Raw genomic sequence first — 19,308 nt, forward strand, 5'->3', positions numbered from 1 at the left:
TATGTAAGAATTAACATAAAAAGCCGCTCGATTGAGCGGCTTTTTTATTTCAGAAGTTAGCCTTCTTTTACATCATTCCCGGCATGCCGCCACCCATTGGAGGGCCCGCAGGAGCATTATCTTCTTTAATATCTACTAATGCGCATTCTGTGGTTAAGATCATCCCTGATACAGAGGCTGCATTTTCTAAAGCGATACGGGTTACTTTCTTAGGGTCGATGATACCTGCTGCCAACATATTAACATATTCGTCAGTTTTAGCGTTGTATCCGAAATCTTCCTTACCTTCAGAAACCTTGGCTGCAACAACAGATCCTTCTTTACCGGCATTCTCAACTATGGTTCTTAGCGGAGCTTCGATAGCACGGGCTACGATCTGGATTCCGGTGGCTTCATCGTCGTTATCTGCCTCGATTCCTTCCAGTACATTTTTAGCTCTAACTAAAGCAACACCACCTCCGGCAACGATACCTTCTTCAACAGCAGCTCTGGTAGCATGAAGGGCATCATCTACACGGTCTTTCTTTTCTTTCATTTCAACCTCGGAAGCAGCACCTACATAAAGTACGGCAACACCTCCGGCTAATTTTGCCAAACGTTCCTGAAGCTTTTCTTTGTCGTAGTCAGAAGTAGTAGTTTCGATCTGAGCCTTGATCTGGTTTACACGGGCAGTTACATTGTCGTGGTCTCCGGCACCATTTACTATGGTAGTATTGTCTTTGTCGATAGTAACTTTCTCTGCGGTACCTAACATATCAACGGTAGCATTCTCCAGGTTGAAGCCTCTCTCTTCTGAGATTACGGTTCCGCCTGTAAGAATAGCGATGTCTTCTAACATGGCCTTGCGTCTGTCGCCAAATCCGGGAGCTTTAACAGCTGCGATTTTAAGAGCGCCTCTAAGTTTGTTTACTACTAAGGTAGCAAGGGCTTCCCCGTCTACATCCTCAGCGATAATTAAAAGAGGTTTTCCGCTTTGTGCTACAGGTTCAAGAACAGGTAGCAGGTCTTTCATTGAAGATATTTTCTTGTCGAAAAGTAAGATGTAAGGATTCTCCAGGTCTGTAATCATCTTTTCAGAATTAGTCACAAAATATGGAGAAAGGTATCCTCTGTCAAATTGCATTCCTTCTACGACATCAACATAAGTGTCAGTCCCTTTGGCCTCTTCAACAGTAATTACACCTTCTTTTCCAACTTTATTGAAAGCTGTAGCAATAAGTTCACCTATGGAATCATCGTTGTTAGCTGAAATAGCTGCAACTTGTTTGATCTTGTCAGAACTGTCCCCAACTTCCTGAGATTGTTTTCCCAGGTTTTTTACGATAGCCTCAACAGCCTTGTCGATCCCTCTTTTTAGGTCCATGGGGTTGGCGCCTGCTGCAACATTTTTTAAGCCTTCCTTAACGATAGCCTGCGCTAATACAGTGGCGGTTGTTGTCCCGTCACCCGCTAAATCATTGGTTTTGGAAGCCACTTCCTTTACCATTTGAGCTCCCATATCCTCTAAAGGATCTTCCAGTTCTATTTCTTTAGCAACAGATACACCATCCTTGGTTACAGACGGAGCGCCAAAAGATTTGCTTATAATTACGTTTCTGCCTTTTGGTCCTAAAGTTACTTTTACAGCATTTGCCAAGGCATCAACACCACGCTTCAGGCCATCTCTGGCTTCCGTATCGAATTGAATATTTTTCGCCATTTTTTTAGTTTTTTTGTTTTACCTGCATTAAAGCAAGTGTGATTTAAATTTTTGTGTCGATTTAAAATAAAAGGGATTATACAATTGCCAGGATGTCACTTTCGCGCATCATCAGGTAATCGTTTCCGTCTAATTTTAATTCTGTACCGGCATATTTCCCGTATAAAACAGTATCGCCAACTTTTACGGTTAACGGCTCGTCTTTTGTGCCCGGCCCTGCTGCCACAACAGTTCCTTTTTGTGGTTTTTCTTTTGCGGTGTCAGGAATGATGATTCCGGATGAAGTTGTAGTTTCAGCTGCCAACGGTTCAATAAGAACTCTGTCGGCCAAAGGTTTAATGTTTAAGTTAGCCATAATCGATAACTTTTTATGTTTTTATATGTTTTACAAATTTCTGTTTCAGTTGGGGCAGAAATTGTGCCAATTCATAAAAGTGACATTTAAGACATAAAAAAATGCCAGCTTGTCACACAAACCGGCATTTTTGACCTCTTGGAGGAATTATTTTATTGTGCAATAGTATCTGTTGTCGTACTGGATGCAGGTGTTTCAGCTTCAACAGGTGTGTTGTCCTGAGCAGGAGCTTCAATTTCTTGACCTTCTAATAATTTAGATCCTGAATTTGGCCCTGATTTTAACGAAAGGTTGGATAATAAAATCAAAGCAATTAAAATAGTGGCCAGCGTCCAGGTACTTTTGTCAAGGAAATCACCTGTCTTTTTCACACCTCCGACTACTTGCGTATTTCCACCGAATGTCGATGATAAACCTCCACCTTTAGGGTTCTGTACCATTATAACTAGTACCAACAAAAATGCTACGATAATAATAAGCACTAAAAAGATTGAAAACGTCATTATAAATTAATTATGTTGTTGTTGTAATTTTTTTATTGCGTTAATTTGGTCTGCAAAGAAACCACTTTTTTCCGGATATTTCAAACTTAAAATTTTATATGCTTGAATGGCCTTTTTATACTTCCTTTGTTCGAGATAAACCCTGGCTAGTGTTTCTGTCATCAGTTCGCTTTTCTCCGCCTGATTTTCTTTGGCAAGATTAACCGGGTTGCTACTTTCTTTAACCGGACTGATCTTAGGGTTGTTTTCTATGAATTTATTGATAAGATCCAGTTTGTTGTGTAAAGAGTTCTTTTTTATTTTTCCTTTCTCCGGTTTTTTGTCTCTTTCTATAGGGGTGTATGATGATAGTTTAAGCCATTCGCTGAATGAATGTTTTTCATGCTGACTGAAATCAAGTGGTTCACCGATCTTCAGTTTTTTTTTTGAATCGGAGCTTTTGGGTTTGAAGAGCTCGGGGTCGAGTACAGCGTCTGCGTCAGATTCTTTAAAACCGAAGGTTTCGTTGTCTCTCAATCTGATCTCTTCGTGAGCTGTAATTTTTATCTGACTGATCACCTGGCTGAAAATTTTATCGGCAATTTTGTTTTGCAGAAAAACTTCGGAGGTGATAAAGTCAAAGAGTATCTTTCGGTCGGTGGTATATGCGGCAGTTTTTTTTAATTCATTATTGTATTTAAAACTGTCCTGAGTCTTCAGTCCTTTTAGAAATAGTGCCCGGGCTGGCTGAAAATAAGGGTAATCATCCAGGATTTTTTCCATGGCAATAAAGTCTTCTCCTGAAAGTGTCTCGGGATGCTGTAAAACGTATATGAAATCTGCTACATTCATTAATTACCAATCGGCCAGTGTTGCGTTTACGATGTCTTGGGTGATACGTTCAAATATAACCTGGTATGCCTGGTCTTTTATGGTTTGAACCTGTGTTGTTGCCGGAAAATCATAAAAGAAGGAAAAGCGCCTTTCAAAATCTTTTTCAGGGTTGTCTGTATTGTAATAGCGGAGCATGACGCCTATTGTTAATCGGTTTTGTGCTGCTGTTTGTTCTGCAGTGGCACTCATGGGCGATACGCGATATTCTACAATCTCTCCTTCATAGATCAGGTCTCCTCCTGATTTTACCATATCCAGATTGGTTTGATTGAGTATAAGGTCCTGTAATGCATTTGTAAAATCTCTGTCCAGTCCGGGTTCAATAATAGGAGCGTTGTTTTGAAAAAAATTTACCTGATAGGTTTCAGCAGTTGTATTCACTCCTGTAAAAGAGTAAAAGCCACACGACTGAAAACCGATAATTGTTAATATGAGAACGATATATTTTTTCATTATAGTTGAATTCTGTTCAAAAGAACAAAAAAAATGTTACAAATCGTATTGTTTTATTTTTCGATAGAGCGTTCTTTCCGAAATACCCAGCTCTTTTGCGGCAGCCTTTCGCTTTCCGCTGTTTCGCTCTAAGGCTTTTTTTATGAGCTCGAGTTCTTTTTCCTGTAGCGACAGCGTTTCTTCCTCTTCAATTTCTTCTGCAAAATGATATTTATCTTCAAGGGAGTGATGGTTAGGAAGTGCCGGGGTGTCGTTTAACGGGAATACTTCAAAAGCGTCTTCTGTATCGTCACCGGAGTCGAAAGCCTGCTCTGGTTCAGGTTCTGAGCCGTATATTTTATTGATAAGACTTTTGTTGTCTTCCTGCACTTGTTCAGAATCTCCGCTCTGCATTAGTTCTAAAGTGAGTTTTTTGAGGTCGTTTAAGTCGCTCTTCATGTCGAAAAGAACCTTGTACAGGATTTCTCTTTCGTTGCTAAAGTCTGATTCTGATTTATTTTGATTGATCACAGCCGGAAGATTTGGCTTGTAATCCGGTAAATATGAACGTAAGGTATCGGCAGGAACGCTTCTGTTCTGTTCTAAAACGGAAATTTGTTCGGCTATATTTCTCAATTGCCGGATGTTACCGCTCCATCTGTATTTGTTTAAGAGTAATACGGCGTCGTCCTCCAGCCTGATGGTTGGCATTTTGTATTTTTGAGCAAAGTCGGCAGCGAATTTCCTGAATAGTAAATGAATGTCTTCCCTGCGATCCCGTAAAGGAGGGAGGTGTATTTCTACAGTGCTAAGTCTGTAATACAGGTCTTCTCTGAATTTTTCTTTTTCGATGGCTTCAAACATATTGACGTTTGTAGCGGCAACGATCCTGACATCTGTCTTTTGTACCTTGGATGACCCGACCTTGATGAACTCTCCGTTTTCCAGTACGCGCAACAGTCTTACCTGAGTAGTGAGCGGGAGTTCTCCGACCTCGTCTAAAAATATGGTTCCTCCGTTTGCTTCTTCAAAATAACCGCTGCGGGTTTGTGTAGCGCCGGTAAAGGAGCCTTTTTCGTGTCCGAAAAGCTCTGAGTCTATGGTTCCTTCCGGGATGGCTCCACAGTTTACAGCGATGAACTTACCGTGTTTTCTGTGCGATAGCGAATGGATTATTTTTGGAATAGCTTCTTTACCAACACCGCTTTCCCCGGTTACCAGTACAGAGATATCGGTAGGGGCTACTTGAATCGCTTTCTCGATAGCGCGATTAAGTTTGATGTCATTACCTATGATACCAAAACGTTGTTTTATGGCTTGAACATTTTCCATTTTACAGTGTTTTATAGCAGGGCGGGAGTGTGAACAATCCGGGCCTTTTTGCTGACTATTGGCGACTAATTGTTATCTGAATATCCTACAGGTTCTCCAATAAGGGTTGTGGACGTGCAATCTGTGATTTTTACATTAACAAATTCTCCGACTTTATAATTTTCCTTAGGAAATACAACTACGGTATTCTGAGTGTTTCTTCCCATCCAGTGTTCGCTGGATTTTTTAGAATTCCCTTCGATTAATACCTCTTCAACCTTTCCGATATGCTGCTGTGTTCTGTAGAGGCTGTGTTTCTGCTGGAGATTGATGATCTCGGTTAGCCGTTTTTTCTTCGTTTCTTCAGGAACGTCGTCTTCCATTTTTCTGGCGGCCATAGTTCCCGGTCTCTCAGAATACATGAACATGAAACCAAAGTCGTATTTTACATATTCCATTAACGATAAGGTATCTTGGTGGTCCTCTTCAGTTTCTGTAGGGAATCCTGCGATCATGTCTTGAGAGATACCACAATCAGGAATCAGCTTTTTAATGTTGTCGATAAGTTCGAAATACTCTTCCCGGGTATGCTGACGGTTCATTTCTTCTAAAATGCGGTTGCTACCGCTTTGTACGGGAAGGTGAATATAGTTACAGATGTTTTGGTATTTGGCCATCGATTCAATGACATCGAGAGTCATGTCCTGAGGGTTCGATGTAGAGAACCTGATGCGCATTTTAGGTTGTGCTTCGGCAACTAATGCCAGGAGTTTTGCAAAATTAACCGAGGTGGCTTTTTGCATGTCGGACGCCTTTTCAAAGTCTTTTTTAAGGCCGCCGCCATACCATAGATAACTGTCTACATTTTGACCGAGTAAGGTAACCTCTTTAAAGCCCCTTTCCTTCAGGTCGTTTACCTCTTCCATAATAGATTGAGGGTCTCTGCTGCGCTCTCTTCCTCTTGTGAATGGCACTACACAGAATGTACACATATTGTCACAACCCCTGGTGATGGAAACAAAAGCTGTAACCCCGTTGCTGTTCAGGCGAACCGGGGCAATATCTCCATAGGTTTCTTCTTTGGATAGAATTACGTTTACGGCATCTCTTCCTTCGTCTACCTCTTTAATAAGGTTTGGAAGGTCTTTATAGGCATCCGGGCCGACCACCATGTCTACGATCTTTTCTTCTTCGAGGAACTTGTTTTTCAAACGTTCGGCCATACATCCTAAAACACCGACCTTCATAGAAGGGTTTATTTTCTTTATTGCATTGTATTGCTCTAAACGTTTACGCACAGTTTGTTCGGCTTTGTCCCTTATGGAACAGGTGTTGACTAAAACAAGATCGGCTTCTTCAAGTTTTTGCGTAGTGTTGAACCCTTCTTTTGACAGGATCGATGCAACAATCTCGCTGTCGGAAAAATTCATCTGGCAACCATAACTTTCTATGTATAGTTTTCGCTCGTTTCCTTTTTTCTGTTCAATGACCAGACTTTCTCCTTGTTTCTTTTCATCTATGATCTTCTCCATACCGATACCTATGACAATTAACATTAATAAAAACAGGCTGCAAAGATAGTGTTTTATATGTGGTTGTGACAAATTGTCAGCGCAATTTTAACGCAACATTTGACTAAAGTGTATCCCTGTAAAGAGCTAAACGGCTCGGCAAAGTCATTTGTGTTCGCTTTTGTTGCTGAGTTTGGCCTTGTGTGAAAAAGATGGCGGGTGTGAAATGACGAATGCAGACGTTTCCCGGTATGGGGTGTTTTGAAACTTAGCAGTCGCCTGCCTGTATAAATGTGATGGTGTCTGAATGATCGGAATAGATTTCTGCTGTTTTAGTGGATTCCGGGTGATTGATGGTCTGCGGTTTGTAAGCTGGTAATGGTGTTGAGTACCCAGGCCCGGGTCGTGTCAGGTTAAGAGTTTTTACTTTTTGTATTAATATAGTATTAAGCCTGTGTTTAAACAGTCTTTTTTTGCTGAGAACAGTTACCTTTCGTTCGAAATAAAAAAACTTATATACTTTTGTAAGATTAAATAAAGATTGTTCATGGCAAAGAATTTAGTGATAGTGGAGTCGCCTGCAAAGGCTAAGACGATTGAGAAATTTCTGGGGAAAGATTTTAAAGTAACCTCTAGTTTTGGGCATATTGCTGATTTGCCTTCGCGGGAGTTGGGAGTTGACGTAGAGAAAGATTTTAAACCGAAGTATGTAGTCGATAAAGAAAAGAAAGCTTTGGTTAAAAAGTTAAAAGAAATGGCGAAGTCTTCTGATACTGTCTGGCTGGCAAGTGATGAAGACCGGGAAGGGGAGGCTATTGCGTGGCACCTGGCCGAAACTTTAAAACTGGACAAGGATAAGACTAAAAGAATCGTTTTTAACTCTATTACTAAGAGTGCTATTCTGAAGGCGATCGAAAACCCCCGGACCATAGATTATAATTTGGTGAATGCCCAGCAGGCCAGGCGTGTATTGGACCGTTTGGTGGGGTATGAAATATCGCCGATTCTTTGGAAAAAAATAAAAACAGGTTTGTCGGCAGGACGTGTTCAGTCGGTGGCTGTCAGGTTGATTGTTGAGCGTGAACGCGAAATTCAAGGTTTTGTTCCTGAGGCTTCTTACAGGGTTGCTGCGGAGTTTGTAACGAAAGAAGGGAAGGTTTTTAAGGCGAAACTCCAGAATACTTTCAATAGCAAAGAAGCGGCCGGGAAGTTTTTACAAAAAAATATTGCAGCCGATTTCAGCGTGTCGGATCTGGACACCAGGCCTGCAAAAAAATCACCGGCGGCACCTTTTACAACTTCTACATTGCAGCAGGAAGCATCGAGAAAATTATATTTTTCTGTGAGTAAGACCATGCGAATGGCCCAGCGGTTGTATGAAGCCGGACTTATCACATATATGAGAACAGATAGTACGAACTTGTCGTCTGAAGCGGTAAAAGCAGCTAAGGAAGAGATTGTCCGTTCTTATGGGGAAAAATACAGCAAACCAAGAAACTATGCCACAAAGGCCAAAGGAGCCCAGGAGGCTCACGAGGCAATCCGCCCCACGAATATGGCTGTACATGATTTAAAGGATGTAGAGCGCGATATGGCCCGTTTGTATGAGTTGATATGGAAACGAACCATAGCATCACAAATGAGTGAAGCTCAATTAGAACGTACCAATGTAAAGATTCAGGCGAATAAGCATGACGAACTGTTTCTGGCTAGTGGAGAAGTGCTGAAGTTTGACGGTTTCTTAAAGGTGTATCTGGAAGGGACAGACGACGAAGATGAAGAGCAGGAAGGTATGTTGCCGGCATTGACTGTTGGGGAATATGTTGATAAAAAATATATGTCGGCTACACAGAGATATACTCGTCCGCCGTACAGATATACGGAGGCTTCCCTGGTGAAGAAGTTAGAGGAGCTGGGGATCGGGCGTCCGTCGACATATGCGCCTACTATTTCAACGATACAGACGAGAGGTTATGTTGAAAGAGGTATGGTCGAAGGTGTCGAACGAAAGTATGTGCAGTTGATGTTACTTCAGGATAGTGTTAAAGAAGAAGTATATGCTGAAAAAGTAGGTTCTGATAAGGGGAAACTCGTGCCTACAGATATAGGAATGATAGTGAACGACTTTTTGGTGAACCATTTCTCAAGTATTTTGGATTATAACTTTACAGCCAAGGTAGAAGAGGATTTTGATAATATTGCATCAGGAGGAGAAGATTGGACTAAGATGATGAAAGACTTTTATGAAGATTTTCATCCAAATGTGAAGAACGTTGAAGAACATGCGGAAAGAGAGACCGGAGAGCGTGTGTTGGGAGAAGACCCAGAGAGCGGCCGTCAGGTAAGTGTTCGTTTAGGGAAGTTCGGGCCGATGGCACAGATAGGAACGTCGGAAGAAGAAGAGAAACCTCGCTTTGCCAGTTTGTTGCCGGACCAGTCTATTGAGACCCTGACGCTGGAAGAAGCCTTGTCGCTTTTTGAGCTTCCAAGAGTTTTAGGAGTGTATGAAGGTGAAGAGGTGGCTGTCAATGTGGGGAGGTTTGGTCCGTATGTGAGGTTCGGGAAGTCCTTTGTGTCTCTCGGGAAGGACGATGAAGTGTTTGATGTTACCATGGACAGGGCAATTGAGCTGATAAAAGAAAAACAAAAGGCCGATGCTCCTATTGCCAGCTATCAAGGTAAAGAAGTAACCAAAGGGAAAGGCAGGTTTGGACCTTTTATAAAATGGGACGGGAAATTTATCAATGTAAATAAAAAATACGATTTCGATAATCTGTCAGATGAAGATATCGTTGCATTGATTGAAGATAAGATCAAAAAAGATGCTGAAAAACTGATCAGTTATTGGGAGGAAGAAGATATTAAACTGGAAAAAGGAAGATGGGGTACTTCTACAATAACCAAAGGGAAGAAGAAGATCAATCTTCCTAAAACGGTCGATGCAACCAAGCTTACCCTGGAACAGGTGAAAGAGATTATTGAAAAGGAAACAAAAACGAAAAAGAAAACCACTAAAAAAACAACCAAATCTAAAAAATAAGTGGATCTAGAATTTTTATCGCCCGTAGAGCAAGTTGTTTTAGCTCATAATGAACTTTTGCCAAAACAGTCTTTAGGCAGGAATATTCAAATTCATACCGAAGCAGGCGGTATTCCAGACCTGGAAGGAGTACAGATCGCTATGGTGGCCGTAAATGAAACCCGAAACGGTTCCGTAAGGAAATATGAACGTGTGCAAATGTCGGATTTCAGGAGGTCGTTATATAAGCTGTTTCTTGGGAATTGGAATTCTTCTATCGTTGATTTAGGGAATATAGAGCCGGGAGAGTCTGTTGAAGACACCTATTTTGCCCTGGCAAGATTAACTGAAGAGTTAGTGAAACGGCAAATAAACCTCATAGTACTGGGGGGGAGCCAGGATCTGACATATGCTACCTATAGGGGGTTTGATAAGTTAGAGCAGATGGTAAACCTGGTGGCTGTCGACGGACGTTTTGATTTTGGTTCAGCCGATGAATCAATATCTTCTGCGTCTTATTTGAGTAAAATTGTGGTCGATCAGCCCAACAACCTGTTTAATTTTTCAAATCTGGGATATCAGACCTATTACAATGCTCAGGAGGAGATTGATTTGATGGGTAAGTTGTTTTTTGATGCTTACAGGTTGGGAGAGGTAATTAATGATGTAACAGTAGTAGAGCCTGTGATGCGTGATGCCGACGTGGTGAGCCTCGATATGACCTCCGTGCGTTCTGCAGACCTGGGGTCGGATGCTCAGTTGCATCCGAATGGTTTTGATGGCAGGGAGATATGTGCTATTGCACGTTATGCAGGTATTAGCGATAAAGTTTCGGTTTTCGGGGTGTATGAGTGTCTGAACAATAGCCAGTTCGAACAATTGGTGGCGCAAATCCTATGGTATTATATAGAAGGGTATAATTGCAGGAAGAAGGATTATCCTTTTAGTTCCATAGACGATAATTATGAGAAATATATCGTTCCCATGGAAGATGCTGATGTTAACTTTTTCAAAAGTAATTTGTCAGGCCGATGGTGGGTTGAAGTCTCGGAAAATGAGCTTTTAGGCAATAAATTTAAAAGACATACGTTAATACCTTGCACCCATCATGATTATTTGGAAGCCTGTAATAATAAGTTGCCGGAACGCTGGTGGAAAGCTTACAAAAAAATGATGGTGTGATGTAGGTTCGGATGAGGGGCGAACGGGATTTACGTTTCAAAAAAACGATGATAGTGTTTAACAGAAAATTCACATAACTATTGTTTTTTTAAAATTATTTAGATAGGTTTACCTTCTCAATCTTAAAATTGTAATTTAACCTCAATTATGTATATGAAAAAGCTATTTTTATTAGCACTCGTTACATTGTTTATGTATAGCTGTGGCTCCGGAGACCGTGGTCAGTTAGTGGGTGTTAAAGGAAAAAAATGGTACCCAGAGAAGCCCAAAGGGATGGTTCTGATACCCGGAGGTTCCTTTATTATGGGGAAATCTGAAGAAGATCTTGCAGACGCTTCAGATGCACCAGCCAAGACTGTAACCGTTCGGGCTTTCTACATGGACGAAACAGAAATAACCAATGCCGAATATCGTCAGTTTGTCGAGTGGGTTAAAGACTCAATTGTACGTACCAATCTTGCTATTATGGCAGATTTAGTGGGGGAAACTCCCGGAAATGGCGGTATCGGAGAGTATGCTTTTATGGATGCAGATACTACAAACCTTTCCGTGTATCAGAAATATATGCTTGAGAATTATACAGGTATGGGAGAGACAGGTTATGAAGGCAGAAGGCTTAATAGGCGCATAGATCTCGAATGGGATGTGAATGAATATCCTGATGAGTATTATGCGGAGGTTATGGATGAGATGTATATATCTCAGGAAGAATCATATAACGGCATCAGGACCGTAGATGTCCAGAAGCTGAAATTCCAGTATGACTGGATAGATATTCAGGCGGCTGCCCGCGATAAGAAAGGGAGCAGAAAAGATCATATCAAGCACGAAGAAATTATGATCTACCCGGATACTACGGTTTGGATCAAAGATTTCAGCTATTCATATAATGAGCCTATGCACAATGATTATTTCTGGCATGATGCTTATGGAGACTATCCTGTAGTCGGGGTATCGTGGAAGCAGGCCAAGGCTTTTTGTGCATGGAGATCTAAATATTTGAACGATTACAATAGAAGTAAAGGAAAGCAACCGGCCAACCAGTTCCGTCTTCCAACAGAAGAAGAGTGGGAGTATGCTGCCCGCGGAGGAATCGAATCGGGTAAGTACCCGTGGGGAGGCCCGTATGTAATGAATGACAGAGGTTGTTTTATGGCGAACTTTAAACCACTTCGCGGTGATTATGCTGCGGATGAAGCGTTGTATACTGTAGAGGCTAAATCATACGAGCCTAATGATTATGGTTTATACAATATGGCTGGGAATGTGTCGGAGTGGACGAATTCTTCCTACGATCCTAACGCCTACGAGTATGTGTCGACAATGAACCCGAATACCCTGGATGATAATAATAAAAGAAAAGTTATCAGGGGCGGATCTTGGAAAGATGTTGCATACTTCCTTCAGGTAAGTACAAGGGATTATGAGTATCAGGATACCGCCAGGAGTTATATCGGATTCAGAACCGTGCAGGATTACATGGGAACTGATGTGACCCAAAGTAAATAATCCATTTCGTTTAGCCCACAATTATTGAATTAACCATAAACTTATCTACAACTAAAATTTAATTACTATGGCACAATCAAAATCAACCAAGCAATTATTTAACATGGCCTATGGCCTTGGAGCATCAATCGTAATATTAGGTGCATTGTTTAAAATCGCTCACTGGGAAATCGGCCCGTTGAACGGTACTGTCCTGTTAGCCATCGGTCTTATTACCGAAGCTATCATTTTTGCAATTTCAGCTTTCGAGCCTGTAGATGCAGATGTAGACTGGACTTTAGTTTATCCGGAGCTGGCAGGTGGCGAAGGTAAATCGAGAAAGAATGAGGCAGCAGAGGCTAAAGAAGCTGAAGGTCTGTTGTCCAGGAAATTAGATGATATGCTTAAAGAAGCTAAACTCGATGCTTCATTGATGAATAGTTTAGGAGAAAGCATCCGTAGTTTTGAAGGTGCTGCTAAAGGAATTGCACCCACTGCAGACGCTATCGGATCTACGAAGAAGTATGCAGAAGAACTTTCTTTGGCTGCAGCCCAAATGGAATCATTAAACAGTCTTTATAAAGTACAATTGGAGAGCGCAAACAGGCAAGCTTCAATCAATGAGGAAGTTGCAGAAAATGCAGGTAAGCTGAAAGACCAGATGGTGTCTTTAACAAGCAACCTGACTTCATTGAATGGAGTTTACGGTAATATGCTTACTGCGATGAATGGTAGAGCTTAATTAGTTATTAATTCATTTAAAAATTTAATTTACACTAATTAAGATACCATGGCAGGAAAATTATCACCAAGGCAGCGAATGATTAACCTCATGTACCTGATCTTCATTGCTATGCTGGCATTGAATATGAGTAAAGAGGTGTTGTCTGCATTCGGTTTGCTTAACGAAAAACTGACTAACTTTAACAGTAAGGCAGCAGAGCGTAATGCAAATGCATTCGCTAGCTTAGAACTAAAAGCATCAGAACAGCCTTTAAAATATGGGGCCTTGTTCAGGGATGTTCAAACTATAAATCAGACCTCAAGTGATTTGTATGGTTATTTAGATAACCTGAAAACGGAAATGCTGGCCGGTTTGGCTCAGGAAGACCAGCAAGACTACGAAGTAATGGATAAGTCCAACTTCCTGGATCAAAAGTTCTTTCAGGGTGACCGTTATTCGGCTGCCGGACAGGAATTTATCGATAAGATCAATGATTTTAGGACAAGCAGCTCAGAGATCATTAATAAAATACCTGATTCATTGATGAAACCGGCTCAAAAAACAGCTTTGGTTAATGCAATAGAAGCGCGTTTTACAACGGGTGACGATAAAGGACAGGTGGCGAATAGAGACGGAAGACCGGTTGATTGGTTGAACTACCATTACGAAGGGTTCCCGTTAGTGGCTTCGATGACTAAAATCACATTGTTGCAGTCGGATATCAGAACGACCCAGGATGAGATTTTAAAAGCTATGTTGCAAGGTCAGTTAACTCAGGAAGTTTCCATGACTAACTATACAACACTATTAGAAGCACCTAAATCCGCTTATTTTTCCGGAGAGGATTTTAACGGTCAGATTGTTTTAGGTAGAAAAGATGCAACTACAAAACCAAACAGGGTCGAGTTAACCCTGGATGGTAAAGAATTAGGAGAAGACGATTATGTAATCGAAGACGGACGTGTCCGTTTAACGGTGAGTACCGGTAATGTAGGTGAACATACCATTGAGGGAAATCTGATCTTTGCTCAGGATGGTGAGGAAATTGAAGTGCCTGTAAAACAGACCTTCACGGTGATCCCCAAACCGAATTCTGCTGTTATCTCGGCAGATAAGATGAATGTAGTTTATCGTGGTGTTGCCAACCCAATGACAATTTCAATTCCGGGAGTAGGTAATATCAGCGCTAATGCACCTGGGTTAAAACCTATAGGCGGTGCCGGAAAATATATCATGAATCCGGGTACAGGTAGGGAAGTTACAATTTCTGTATCGGGTAAATTGCCTGGGGGCGAACCGGTATCAGATCGTAAAACTTTCAGGATTAAAGATATCCCAAGACCTTCAGGAACTGTCAGGGGAGAGTTTGGAGAAATTAAAATGCCAAGAGCCAATTTAGAGATCTCTAGTGTTGGGGCAATTTTAGAAGACTTCGACTTCGATCTTAACCTGGCTATCAGCGGATTTAAATTTAAAGTTCCGGGACAGCCAACGGTTCAGGTTAGAGGGAATAAGCTTGATAGCCGTGCAAAAGCTGCACTGACAAGAGCCAGAAGAGGCGATGTTGTTCAGATCTTCGATATAGAAGCTTTTATTACAAACAACAGAAGCTATAAGCTTAAAAAAGTTTCACCTGTAGTGGTTGAGCTAACGAACTAATAAATAGATCTTGAAATAAAATTTAACTGTATTTTTTTCGTTGTAGCGTTTAAAACAGCTTAATTTTAATAAAGACAAAATATTACAAGTTATTATGAATTGGAAAAGTTTAATATGTGTAATCTCGGTAGTACTTTTTAGTACTGCAACATTTGCTCAGGCAAACTTGCTTAATGCCAAATTCCCCGAAGAAGTCGGGGTGAAAACAATGGAGCAAATTAAAGCTGATAACGATGCGCCGTTACCTTACGGGTATGTAGACGATAGGGATATCTTATGGTCTAAAACTACCTGGGAGCGTATAGACCTGGATGAAAGAATTAATTTTCCCTTGTATTATCCTGTGGATACGATAGGTATTGGCAGTGACAGGCGTTCGTTATACGATGTACTGGTTAAGAACATTAAGGATGGCTTACTTACTGATATTTATGTTGATTCGTATTTTACAGACAGAAGAAACTTTAACGATCTTGAAGCTACTTTAGTAAAAGTAGATACAACCGATTTAGGTTATGAGCAGTTAAACGCCGGAGAACAGGTTTCACCGGAATATATCAACAGAAGAAAGATTACTTCAGCAGATATCCAGGAGTACTGGATCAAAGGATTGTGGTATTTCGATAAACGACAAGGAGAGCTTAAATACAGGCTTATCGGGTTGGCACCGGTAGCCCCGGATGTGAACTTTATAGATAGCGAACATCAGGACCTGGTTCCTTTATTCTGGGTATGGTTCCCGAGTGCCAGAGAGATACTTCACGAGGCAAAAGCCTTTAACGGAGCTAATTCTGCAAGACCGATATCTTTCGACCAATTGCTCAATGCAAGACGATTCAATGCCTATATATACAAAGAAGAAAACGTATACGGAGACAGAAAGATTGAAGATTATATCCAGGACAATGCCATGTTCCAGCTTTTAGAAGCACAGCGTATAAAAGAAAGATTACGCGATAGGGAACAAGACATGTGGAGTTATTAAAAAATATTTCCAATTCAAGATACCATACATCGCCCGGCTTAAAAGCCGGGCGATTTGCTTTTAAATGTCCTTGTAAAGATTTAAATAAGACCTACCTTTGCGCCTATGGTAGACTATATAATTGTTGGCCTGGGACTGGCCGGAACCGCATTTGCCGAACAGCTTTTAAAGCATGAAAAATCTTTTATCGTTTATGATGATACGTCTCAACAGTCATCGTTGGTTGCCGGTGCACTGTATAACCCGGTAATTCTTAAACGGTTTACAAAAGTTTGGCGGGCACACGAGCAGTTAGCGTCCGTGGAATCCTTCTATCCGCAGTTAGAATCAAAACTGAATGTTAAGTTCGATTTTAAAATACCGGTTTACAGACGATTTGCATCTGTTGAAGAGCAAAATCTCTGGTTTGATGCTGCCGATAAGCCATTGCTTGAAGATTTTCTGTCTACCACATTAATTAAAAATGATAACAATAATATCGATGCTCCTTTTGGCTATGGAGAAGTATTGTCGACAGGACGTGTAGATACTGATATCTTGATGACAAGTTATACAGCTTATCTTTTAAGGGAAGGTTTTCTTAAAAAGGAGCGGTTTAATTATGAAGACCTGATTATTGAGGCCGATCATGTAATGTATAATAATGTCAAGGCTAAAAATATTGTCTTTTGTGAAGGTTTTGGACTCAAAAGCAATCCTTATTTTAATTACCTCCCGTTAAACGGAACCAAAGGACAGTTGCTAACCATCCATGCGCCTGAGCTTAAAACCGATTTTGTTTTAAAATCATCTGTTTTTCTGATCCCAACCGGAAATGACTTTTACAGAGTTGGGGCTACCTATGAAAGGCACGATAAAACCAATCAGATAACCAGGGAAGCAAGAGAAGAGTTGCTTGCCAAAATGGATACATTTATCAAATGTCCGTATGAAGTTGTCGACCAGAAGGCAGGAATAAGGCCAACAGTTACAGACAGAAGACCATTGGTAGGGAAACATCCCGTGTACCCGAATGTCTATGTACTAAACGGAATGGGCTCAAGAGGAGTTATGATTGCGCCTTATGCATCAGGGCAACTATACGAAGCAATAGAGTTATCGCAACCTATAGATGACGATATGGATATTTTGAGGTTTAGAAAAAAATACCCGGCTCCATAATACTACCTGATGCCTTTTTATTTTTGAACCTGTTTGTTTTTGTTTAAAGCATTCGGATCGTATTTTACGAAAAAATTGATCCAGATATTTCTCGAAATGCGCATAATTACCGGCATAAAAACGATCAAAGAAGCAACAATGCTAATAAAGGCGGTTTTCAGGCTCGTGCCGATAAACAGATAGGTAATAATAAAAGCAGCTACGGCTACGGCTACCCCGACTCCATAACTTACATACATGGCTCCGTAAAAGAAAGAAGGTTCAATTTTATAACGGGTGCCGCAATGCGAGCAAGTATCGTGCATTTTATATATGTTAGACAAATTATACATATTGTTGTCGATATACATGCTTTCCTGATGGCATTTGGGACAACTTCCTGTTAAAATGCTGTAGAGTCTGGATCCTTTTTTTAACATTTGCAAAGGTTTTGTGCAAAAGTACACATCCTGTATATTATTATTAGTAACAATTGTAACAAATAGATGTTAAACGTACATAATTTATCGGTTTCGTTCAGTGGCGAAGTATTGTTTGATGAAGTCTCATTCAGGTTGAATCCCGGAGACAGGGTCGGACTCATAGGAAAAAACGGAGCAGGAAAATCTACCATGCTGAAATTGTTGTCTAAAGAATATGAAGCCGATACCGGAGTTATTGCGACCGACAAAGAAGTACAGATCGGATTTTTAAAACAGGATATTGATTTTGTTAAGGGAAGAACCGTGCTGGAAGAAGCATATCAGGCCTTTGAAGAAATTAAAGGGCTGGAGTTAAAGATAGACAAGATCAATCATCTGCTGGCAACCAGAACCGATTATGAAAGTGAAGAATATCACCAACTGATGGTCGATCTGAACGATGTTACGCACCGTTATGAAGTGTTGGGGGGATACAATTATCAGGGTAATACGGAAAAAGTACTTCAGGGACTTGGTTTCAGGCGGGAAGATTTTAATAAACTTACAGATTCTTTTTCCGGAGGCTGGCGAATGCGTATCGAACTGGCAAAATTGTTACTTCAGGATAACGATGTGCTGCTGCTGGATGAACCTACAAACCACCTCGATATAGAATCGATTATCTGGTTAGAACAGTTTTTAAATACATATAGCGGCGCTGTAGTAATTGTATCGCACGATAAGATGTTTTTAGACAATGTAACCAACAGAACTATCGAGATTTCTTTAGGAAAGATATATGATTATAATAAGCCTTATAGTAAATACCTTGAGCTACGGGCAGAGATGAGAGAGCAGCAGATGAACGCTCAGAAAAATCAGGAAAAGCAGATCCAGCAAACTGAAAAACTGATTGAAAAGTTCAGGGCCAAGGCGAGTAAAGCTTCAATGGCTCAATCGTTAATTAAAAAACTCGATCGTATAGATCGTATTGAAGTTGATGATGAGGATAATGCAGTAATGAATGTTCGTTTTCCTGTGTCCGTCCAGCCGGGAAAGGTAGTTCTGGAAGCAGAAGGAGCCTCTAAGAATTATGGAGAAAAAGAAGTGTTGAAAAACGTAGACCTGTTAGTGGAAAGAGGGAGCAAAACAGCATTTGTCGGTCAAAACGGACAAGGGAAGACCACGCTGGCTAAAATGATCGTCGGAGAAACAGATTATACCGGTACACTAAAGCTTGGACATAATGTACAATTGGGATATTTTGCCCAAAACCAGGCAGATTACCTTGATGGAGAAAAAACAGTGTTAGATACGATGCTCGATGCTGCAACAGACGGGAATCGGGTGAAGGTAAGAGATATGCTCGGCTCTTTTCTGTTTAGAGGGGATGAAGTAGATAAAAAAGTAAAAGTGCTTTCCGGAGGAGAAAGAAACAGGCTTGCTTTGTGTAAAATGCTTTTGCATCCTTTTAATGTTCTGGTGATGGATGAGCCTACAAACCACCTCGATATTAAATCGAAAAATGTGCTGAAAGGGGCACTGCAAAACTTCGAAGGAACATTGATCCTCGTTTCACACGACCGTGATTTTCTTCAGGGACTAACAAATAAAGTGTATGAGTTTCGCGATAGAAAAATAAAAGAATACCTCGGAGACATAAACTTCTATCTGGAGCAAAGAAAAGTTGAGGATTTCAGAGAGATTGAGAAACGTGAAAAAGTAAAAGAAGAGAAGGAAGTTTCAACAGGTGCCGTTTCATATGAAGACCAGAAAAAGCTAAAAACACTAAAGAATAGACTCAGTAAGGTAGAATCCCAGATAGATGAGCTCGAAAAGCAGATCCGGGAGGCAGATATCAAATTAGCAGAGCACTATGATCAGCTTTCCGAGGATACTTCTTTTTTTGAAGAATACTCAAAGATGAAAAAAAGCTTAGAAGAGCTGGTGAACGAATGGGAGAGGATTGTGGAGGAGGTCGAGGGCTAGTCACAAATGATAAAAG

General features: G+C 40.8%; 16 protein-coding genes. 8 read left to right on the forward strand and 8 right to left on the reverse strand.

Annotated features, from left to right (window positions below; translation table 11 throughout):
* Positions 1-67: 67 nt before the first annotated feature.
* The 7 genes from groL to miaB form a co-directional block, all read right to left on the reverse strand.
* Positions 68-1,699 carry a chaperonin GroEL gene (gene groL, locus MQE36_RS07510; protein WP_242938548.1) on the reverse strand — a complete coding sequence of 544 codons (1,632 nt, stop codon included), beginning with the start codon at positions 1,697-1,699 and terminating at the stop codon, positions 68-70.
* A gap of 76 nt (positions 1,700-1,775) precedes the next feature.
* Positions 1,776-2,054: a co-chaperone GroES gene (locus MQE36_RS07515; protein WP_242938549.1), complete on the reverse strand. Its 279-nt coding sequence runs from the start codon at positions 2,052-2,054 to the stop codon at positions 1,776-1,778.
* 152 nt (positions 2,055-2,206) lie between these two features.
* Entirely contained in the window at positions 2,207-2,560 is a 354-nt protein-coding gene (gene secG, locus MQE36_RS07520; protein WP_242938827.1) for a preprotein translocase subunit SecG, read from the reverse strand.
* 3 nt (positions 2,561-2,563) lie between these two features.
* Entirely contained in the window at positions 2,564-3,388 is an 825-nt protein-coding gene (locus MQE36_RS07525) for a hypothetical protein (RefSeq protein WP_242938550.1), read from the reverse strand.
* Positions 3,389-3,391: 3 nt separating this feature from the next.
* Complete coding sequence (gene lptE, locus MQE36_RS07530) at positions 3,392-3,883, reverse strand: LPS assembly lipoprotein LptE (protein ID WP_242938551.1); 492 nt, start codon at positions 3,881-3,883, stop codon at positions 3,392-3,394.
* 36 nt (positions 3,884-3,919) lie between these two features.
* A complete protein-coding gene (locus tag MQE36_RS07535; protein WP_242938552.1) occupies positions 3,920-5,194 on the reverse strand; it encodes a sigma-54 interaction domain-containing protein in 1,275 nt (424 codons plus the stop codon).
* A 65-nt stretch (positions 5,195-5,259) separates the two neighbouring features.
* A complete protein-coding gene (gene miaB / locus MQE36_RS07540; protein WP_242938553.1) occupies positions 5,260-6,705 on the reverse strand; it encodes a tRNA (N6-isopentenyl adenosine(37)-C2)-methylthiotransferase MiaB in 1,446 nt (481 codons plus the stop codon).
* 526 nt (positions 6,706-7,231) lie between these two features.
* Between miaB and topA the strand changes: the two genes are divergently transcribed.
* From topA to MQE36_RS07575, 7 genes are all read left to right on the forward strand, one after another.
* Positions 7,232-9,724, forward strand: a complete 2,493-nt coding sequence (gene topA / locus MQE36_RS07545; protein ID WP_242938554.1) for a type I DNA topoisomerase — start codon at positions 7,232-7,234, stop codon at positions 9,722-9,724.
* Positions 9,725-10,885 (forward strand): formimidoylglutamase, encoded by a 1,161-nt coding sequence (locus tag MQE36_RS07550; protein ID WP_242938555.1) that lies wholly within the window; start codon positions 9,725-9,727, stop codon positions 10,883-10,885.
* Between the two features lie 153 nt (positions 10,886-11,038).
* Positions 11,039-12,394, forward strand: coding sequence for a T9SS ring complex lipoprotein PorK/GldK (gene porK / locus MQE36_RS07555; protein ID WP_242938556.1), 1,356 nt, complete (start codon positions 11,039-11,041; stop codon positions 12,392-12,394).
* Between the two features lie 67 nt (positions 12,395-12,461).
* Complete coding sequence (gene porL, locus MQE36_RS07560; protein ID WP_242938557.1) at positions 12,462-13,115, forward strand: type IX secretion system motor protein PorL/GldL; 654 nt, start codon at positions 12,462-12,464, stop codon at positions 13,113-13,115.
* Positions 13,116-13,163: 48 nt separating this feature from the next.
* Positions 13,164-14,756 carry a type IX secretion system motor protein PorM/GldM gene (gene porM, locus MQE36_RS07565; RefSeq protein WP_242938558.1) on the forward strand — a complete coding sequence of 531 codons (1,593 nt, stop codon included), beginning with the start codon at positions 13,164-13,166 and terminating at the stop codon, positions 14,754-14,756.
* Between the two features lie 94 nt (positions 14,757-14,850).
* Positions 14,851-15,741, forward strand: a complete 891-nt coding sequence (porN, locus tag MQE36_RS07570) for a type IX secretion system ring subunit PorN/GldN (protein WP_242938559.1) — start codon at positions 14,851-14,853, stop codon at positions 15,739-15,741.
* A gap of 105 nt (positions 15,742-15,846) precedes the next feature.
* The gene (locus tag MQE36_RS07575) at positions 15,847-16,902 is read left to right on the forward strand and encodes an NAD(P)/FAD-dependent oxidoreductase (RefSeq protein ID WP_242938560.1); all 1,056 of its coding nucleotides are present in this window, start codon (positions 15,847-15,849) and stop codon (positions 16,900-16,902) included.
* A 17-nt stretch (positions 16,903-16,919) separates the two neighbouring features.
* On the opposite strand, the gene MQE36_RS07580 is transcribed toward MQE36_RS07575, so the two are convergent.
* Positions 16,920-17,321: a DUF983 domain-containing protein gene (locus MQE36_RS07580; protein WP_242938561.1), complete on the reverse strand. Its 402-nt coding sequence runs from the start codon at positions 17,319-17,321 to the stop codon at positions 16,920-16,922.
* A gap of 66 nt (positions 17,322-17,387) precedes the next feature.
* Between MQE36_RS07580 and abc-f the strand changes: the two genes are divergently transcribed.
* Positions 17,388-19,292, forward strand: a complete 1,905-nt coding sequence (abc-f, locus tag MQE36_RS07585; protein ID WP_242938562.1) for a ribosomal protection-like ABC-F family protein — start codon at positions 17,388-17,390, stop codon at positions 19,290-19,292.
* The last annotated feature ends 16 nt before the right edge of the window (positions 19,293-19,308 follow it).

Origin of the sequence: Zhouia spongiae (assembly GCF_022760175.1) — a bacterium.
In the GTDB taxonomy this organism is placed as follows: Bacteria; Bacteroidota; Bacteroidia; order Flavobacteriales; family Flavobacteriaceae; genus Zhouia; species Zhouia spongiae.

What these genes read in the sequence shown, in the direction of transcription:
- groL (WP_242938548.1), bottom strand. Translation starts at nt 1,699, where the DNA reads ATGGCGAAAAATATTCAATTCGATACGGAAGCCAGAGATGGCCTGAAG.
- MQE36_RS07515 (WP_242938549.1), bottom strand. Translation starts at nt 2,054, where the DNA reads ATGGCTAACTTAAACATTAAACCTTTGGCCGACAGAGTTCTTATTGAA.
- MQE36_RS07525 (WP_242938550.1), bottom strand. Translation starts at nt 3,388, where the DNA reads ATGAATGTAGCAGATTTCATATACGTTTTACAGCATCCCGAGACACTT.
- lptE (WP_242938551.1), bottom strand. Translation starts at nt 3,883, where the DNA reads ATGAAAAAATATATCGTTCTCATATTAACAATTATCGGTTTTCAGTCG.
- MQE36_RS07535 (WP_242938552.1), bottom strand. Translation starts at nt 5,194, where the DNA reads ATGGAAAATGTTCAAGCCATAAAACAACGTTTTGGTATCATAGGTAAT.
- miaB (WP_242938553.1), bottom strand. Translation starts at nt 6,705, where the DNA reads ATGGAGAAGATCATAGATGAAAAGAAACAAGGAGAAAGTCTGGTCATT.
- topA (WP_242938554.1), top strand. Translation starts at nt 7,232, where the DNA reads ATGGCAAAGAATTTAGTGATAGTGGAGTCGCCTGCAAAGGCTAAGACG.
- porK (WP_242938556.1), top strand. Translation starts at nt 11,039, where the DNA reads ATGAAAAAGCTATTTTTATTAGCACTCGTTACATTGTTTATGTATAGC.
- porL (WP_242938557.1), top strand. Translation starts at nt 12,462, where the DNA reads ATGGCACAATCAAAATCAACCAAGCAATTATTTAACATGGCCTATGGC.
- porM (WP_242938558.1), top strand. Translation starts at nt 13,164, where the DNA reads ATGGCAGGAAAATTATCACCAAGGCAGCGAATGATTAACCTCATGTAC.
- porN (WP_242938559.1), top strand. Translation starts at nt 14,851, where the DNA reads ATGAATTGGAAAAGTTTAATATGTGTAATCTCGGTAGTACTTTTTAGT.
- MQE36_RS07575 (WP_242938560.1), top strand. Translation starts at nt 15,847, where the DNA reads ATGGTAGACTATATAATTGTTGGCCTGGGACTGGCCGGAACCGCATTT.
- MQE36_RS07580 (WP_242938561.1), bottom strand. Translation starts at nt 17,321, where the DNA reads ATGTTAAAAAAAGGATCCAGACTCTACAGCATTTTAACAGGAAGTTGT.
- abc-f (WP_242938562.1), top strand. Translation starts at nt 17,388, where the DNA reads ATGTTAAACGTACATAATTTATCGGTTTCGTTCAGTGGCGAAGTATTG.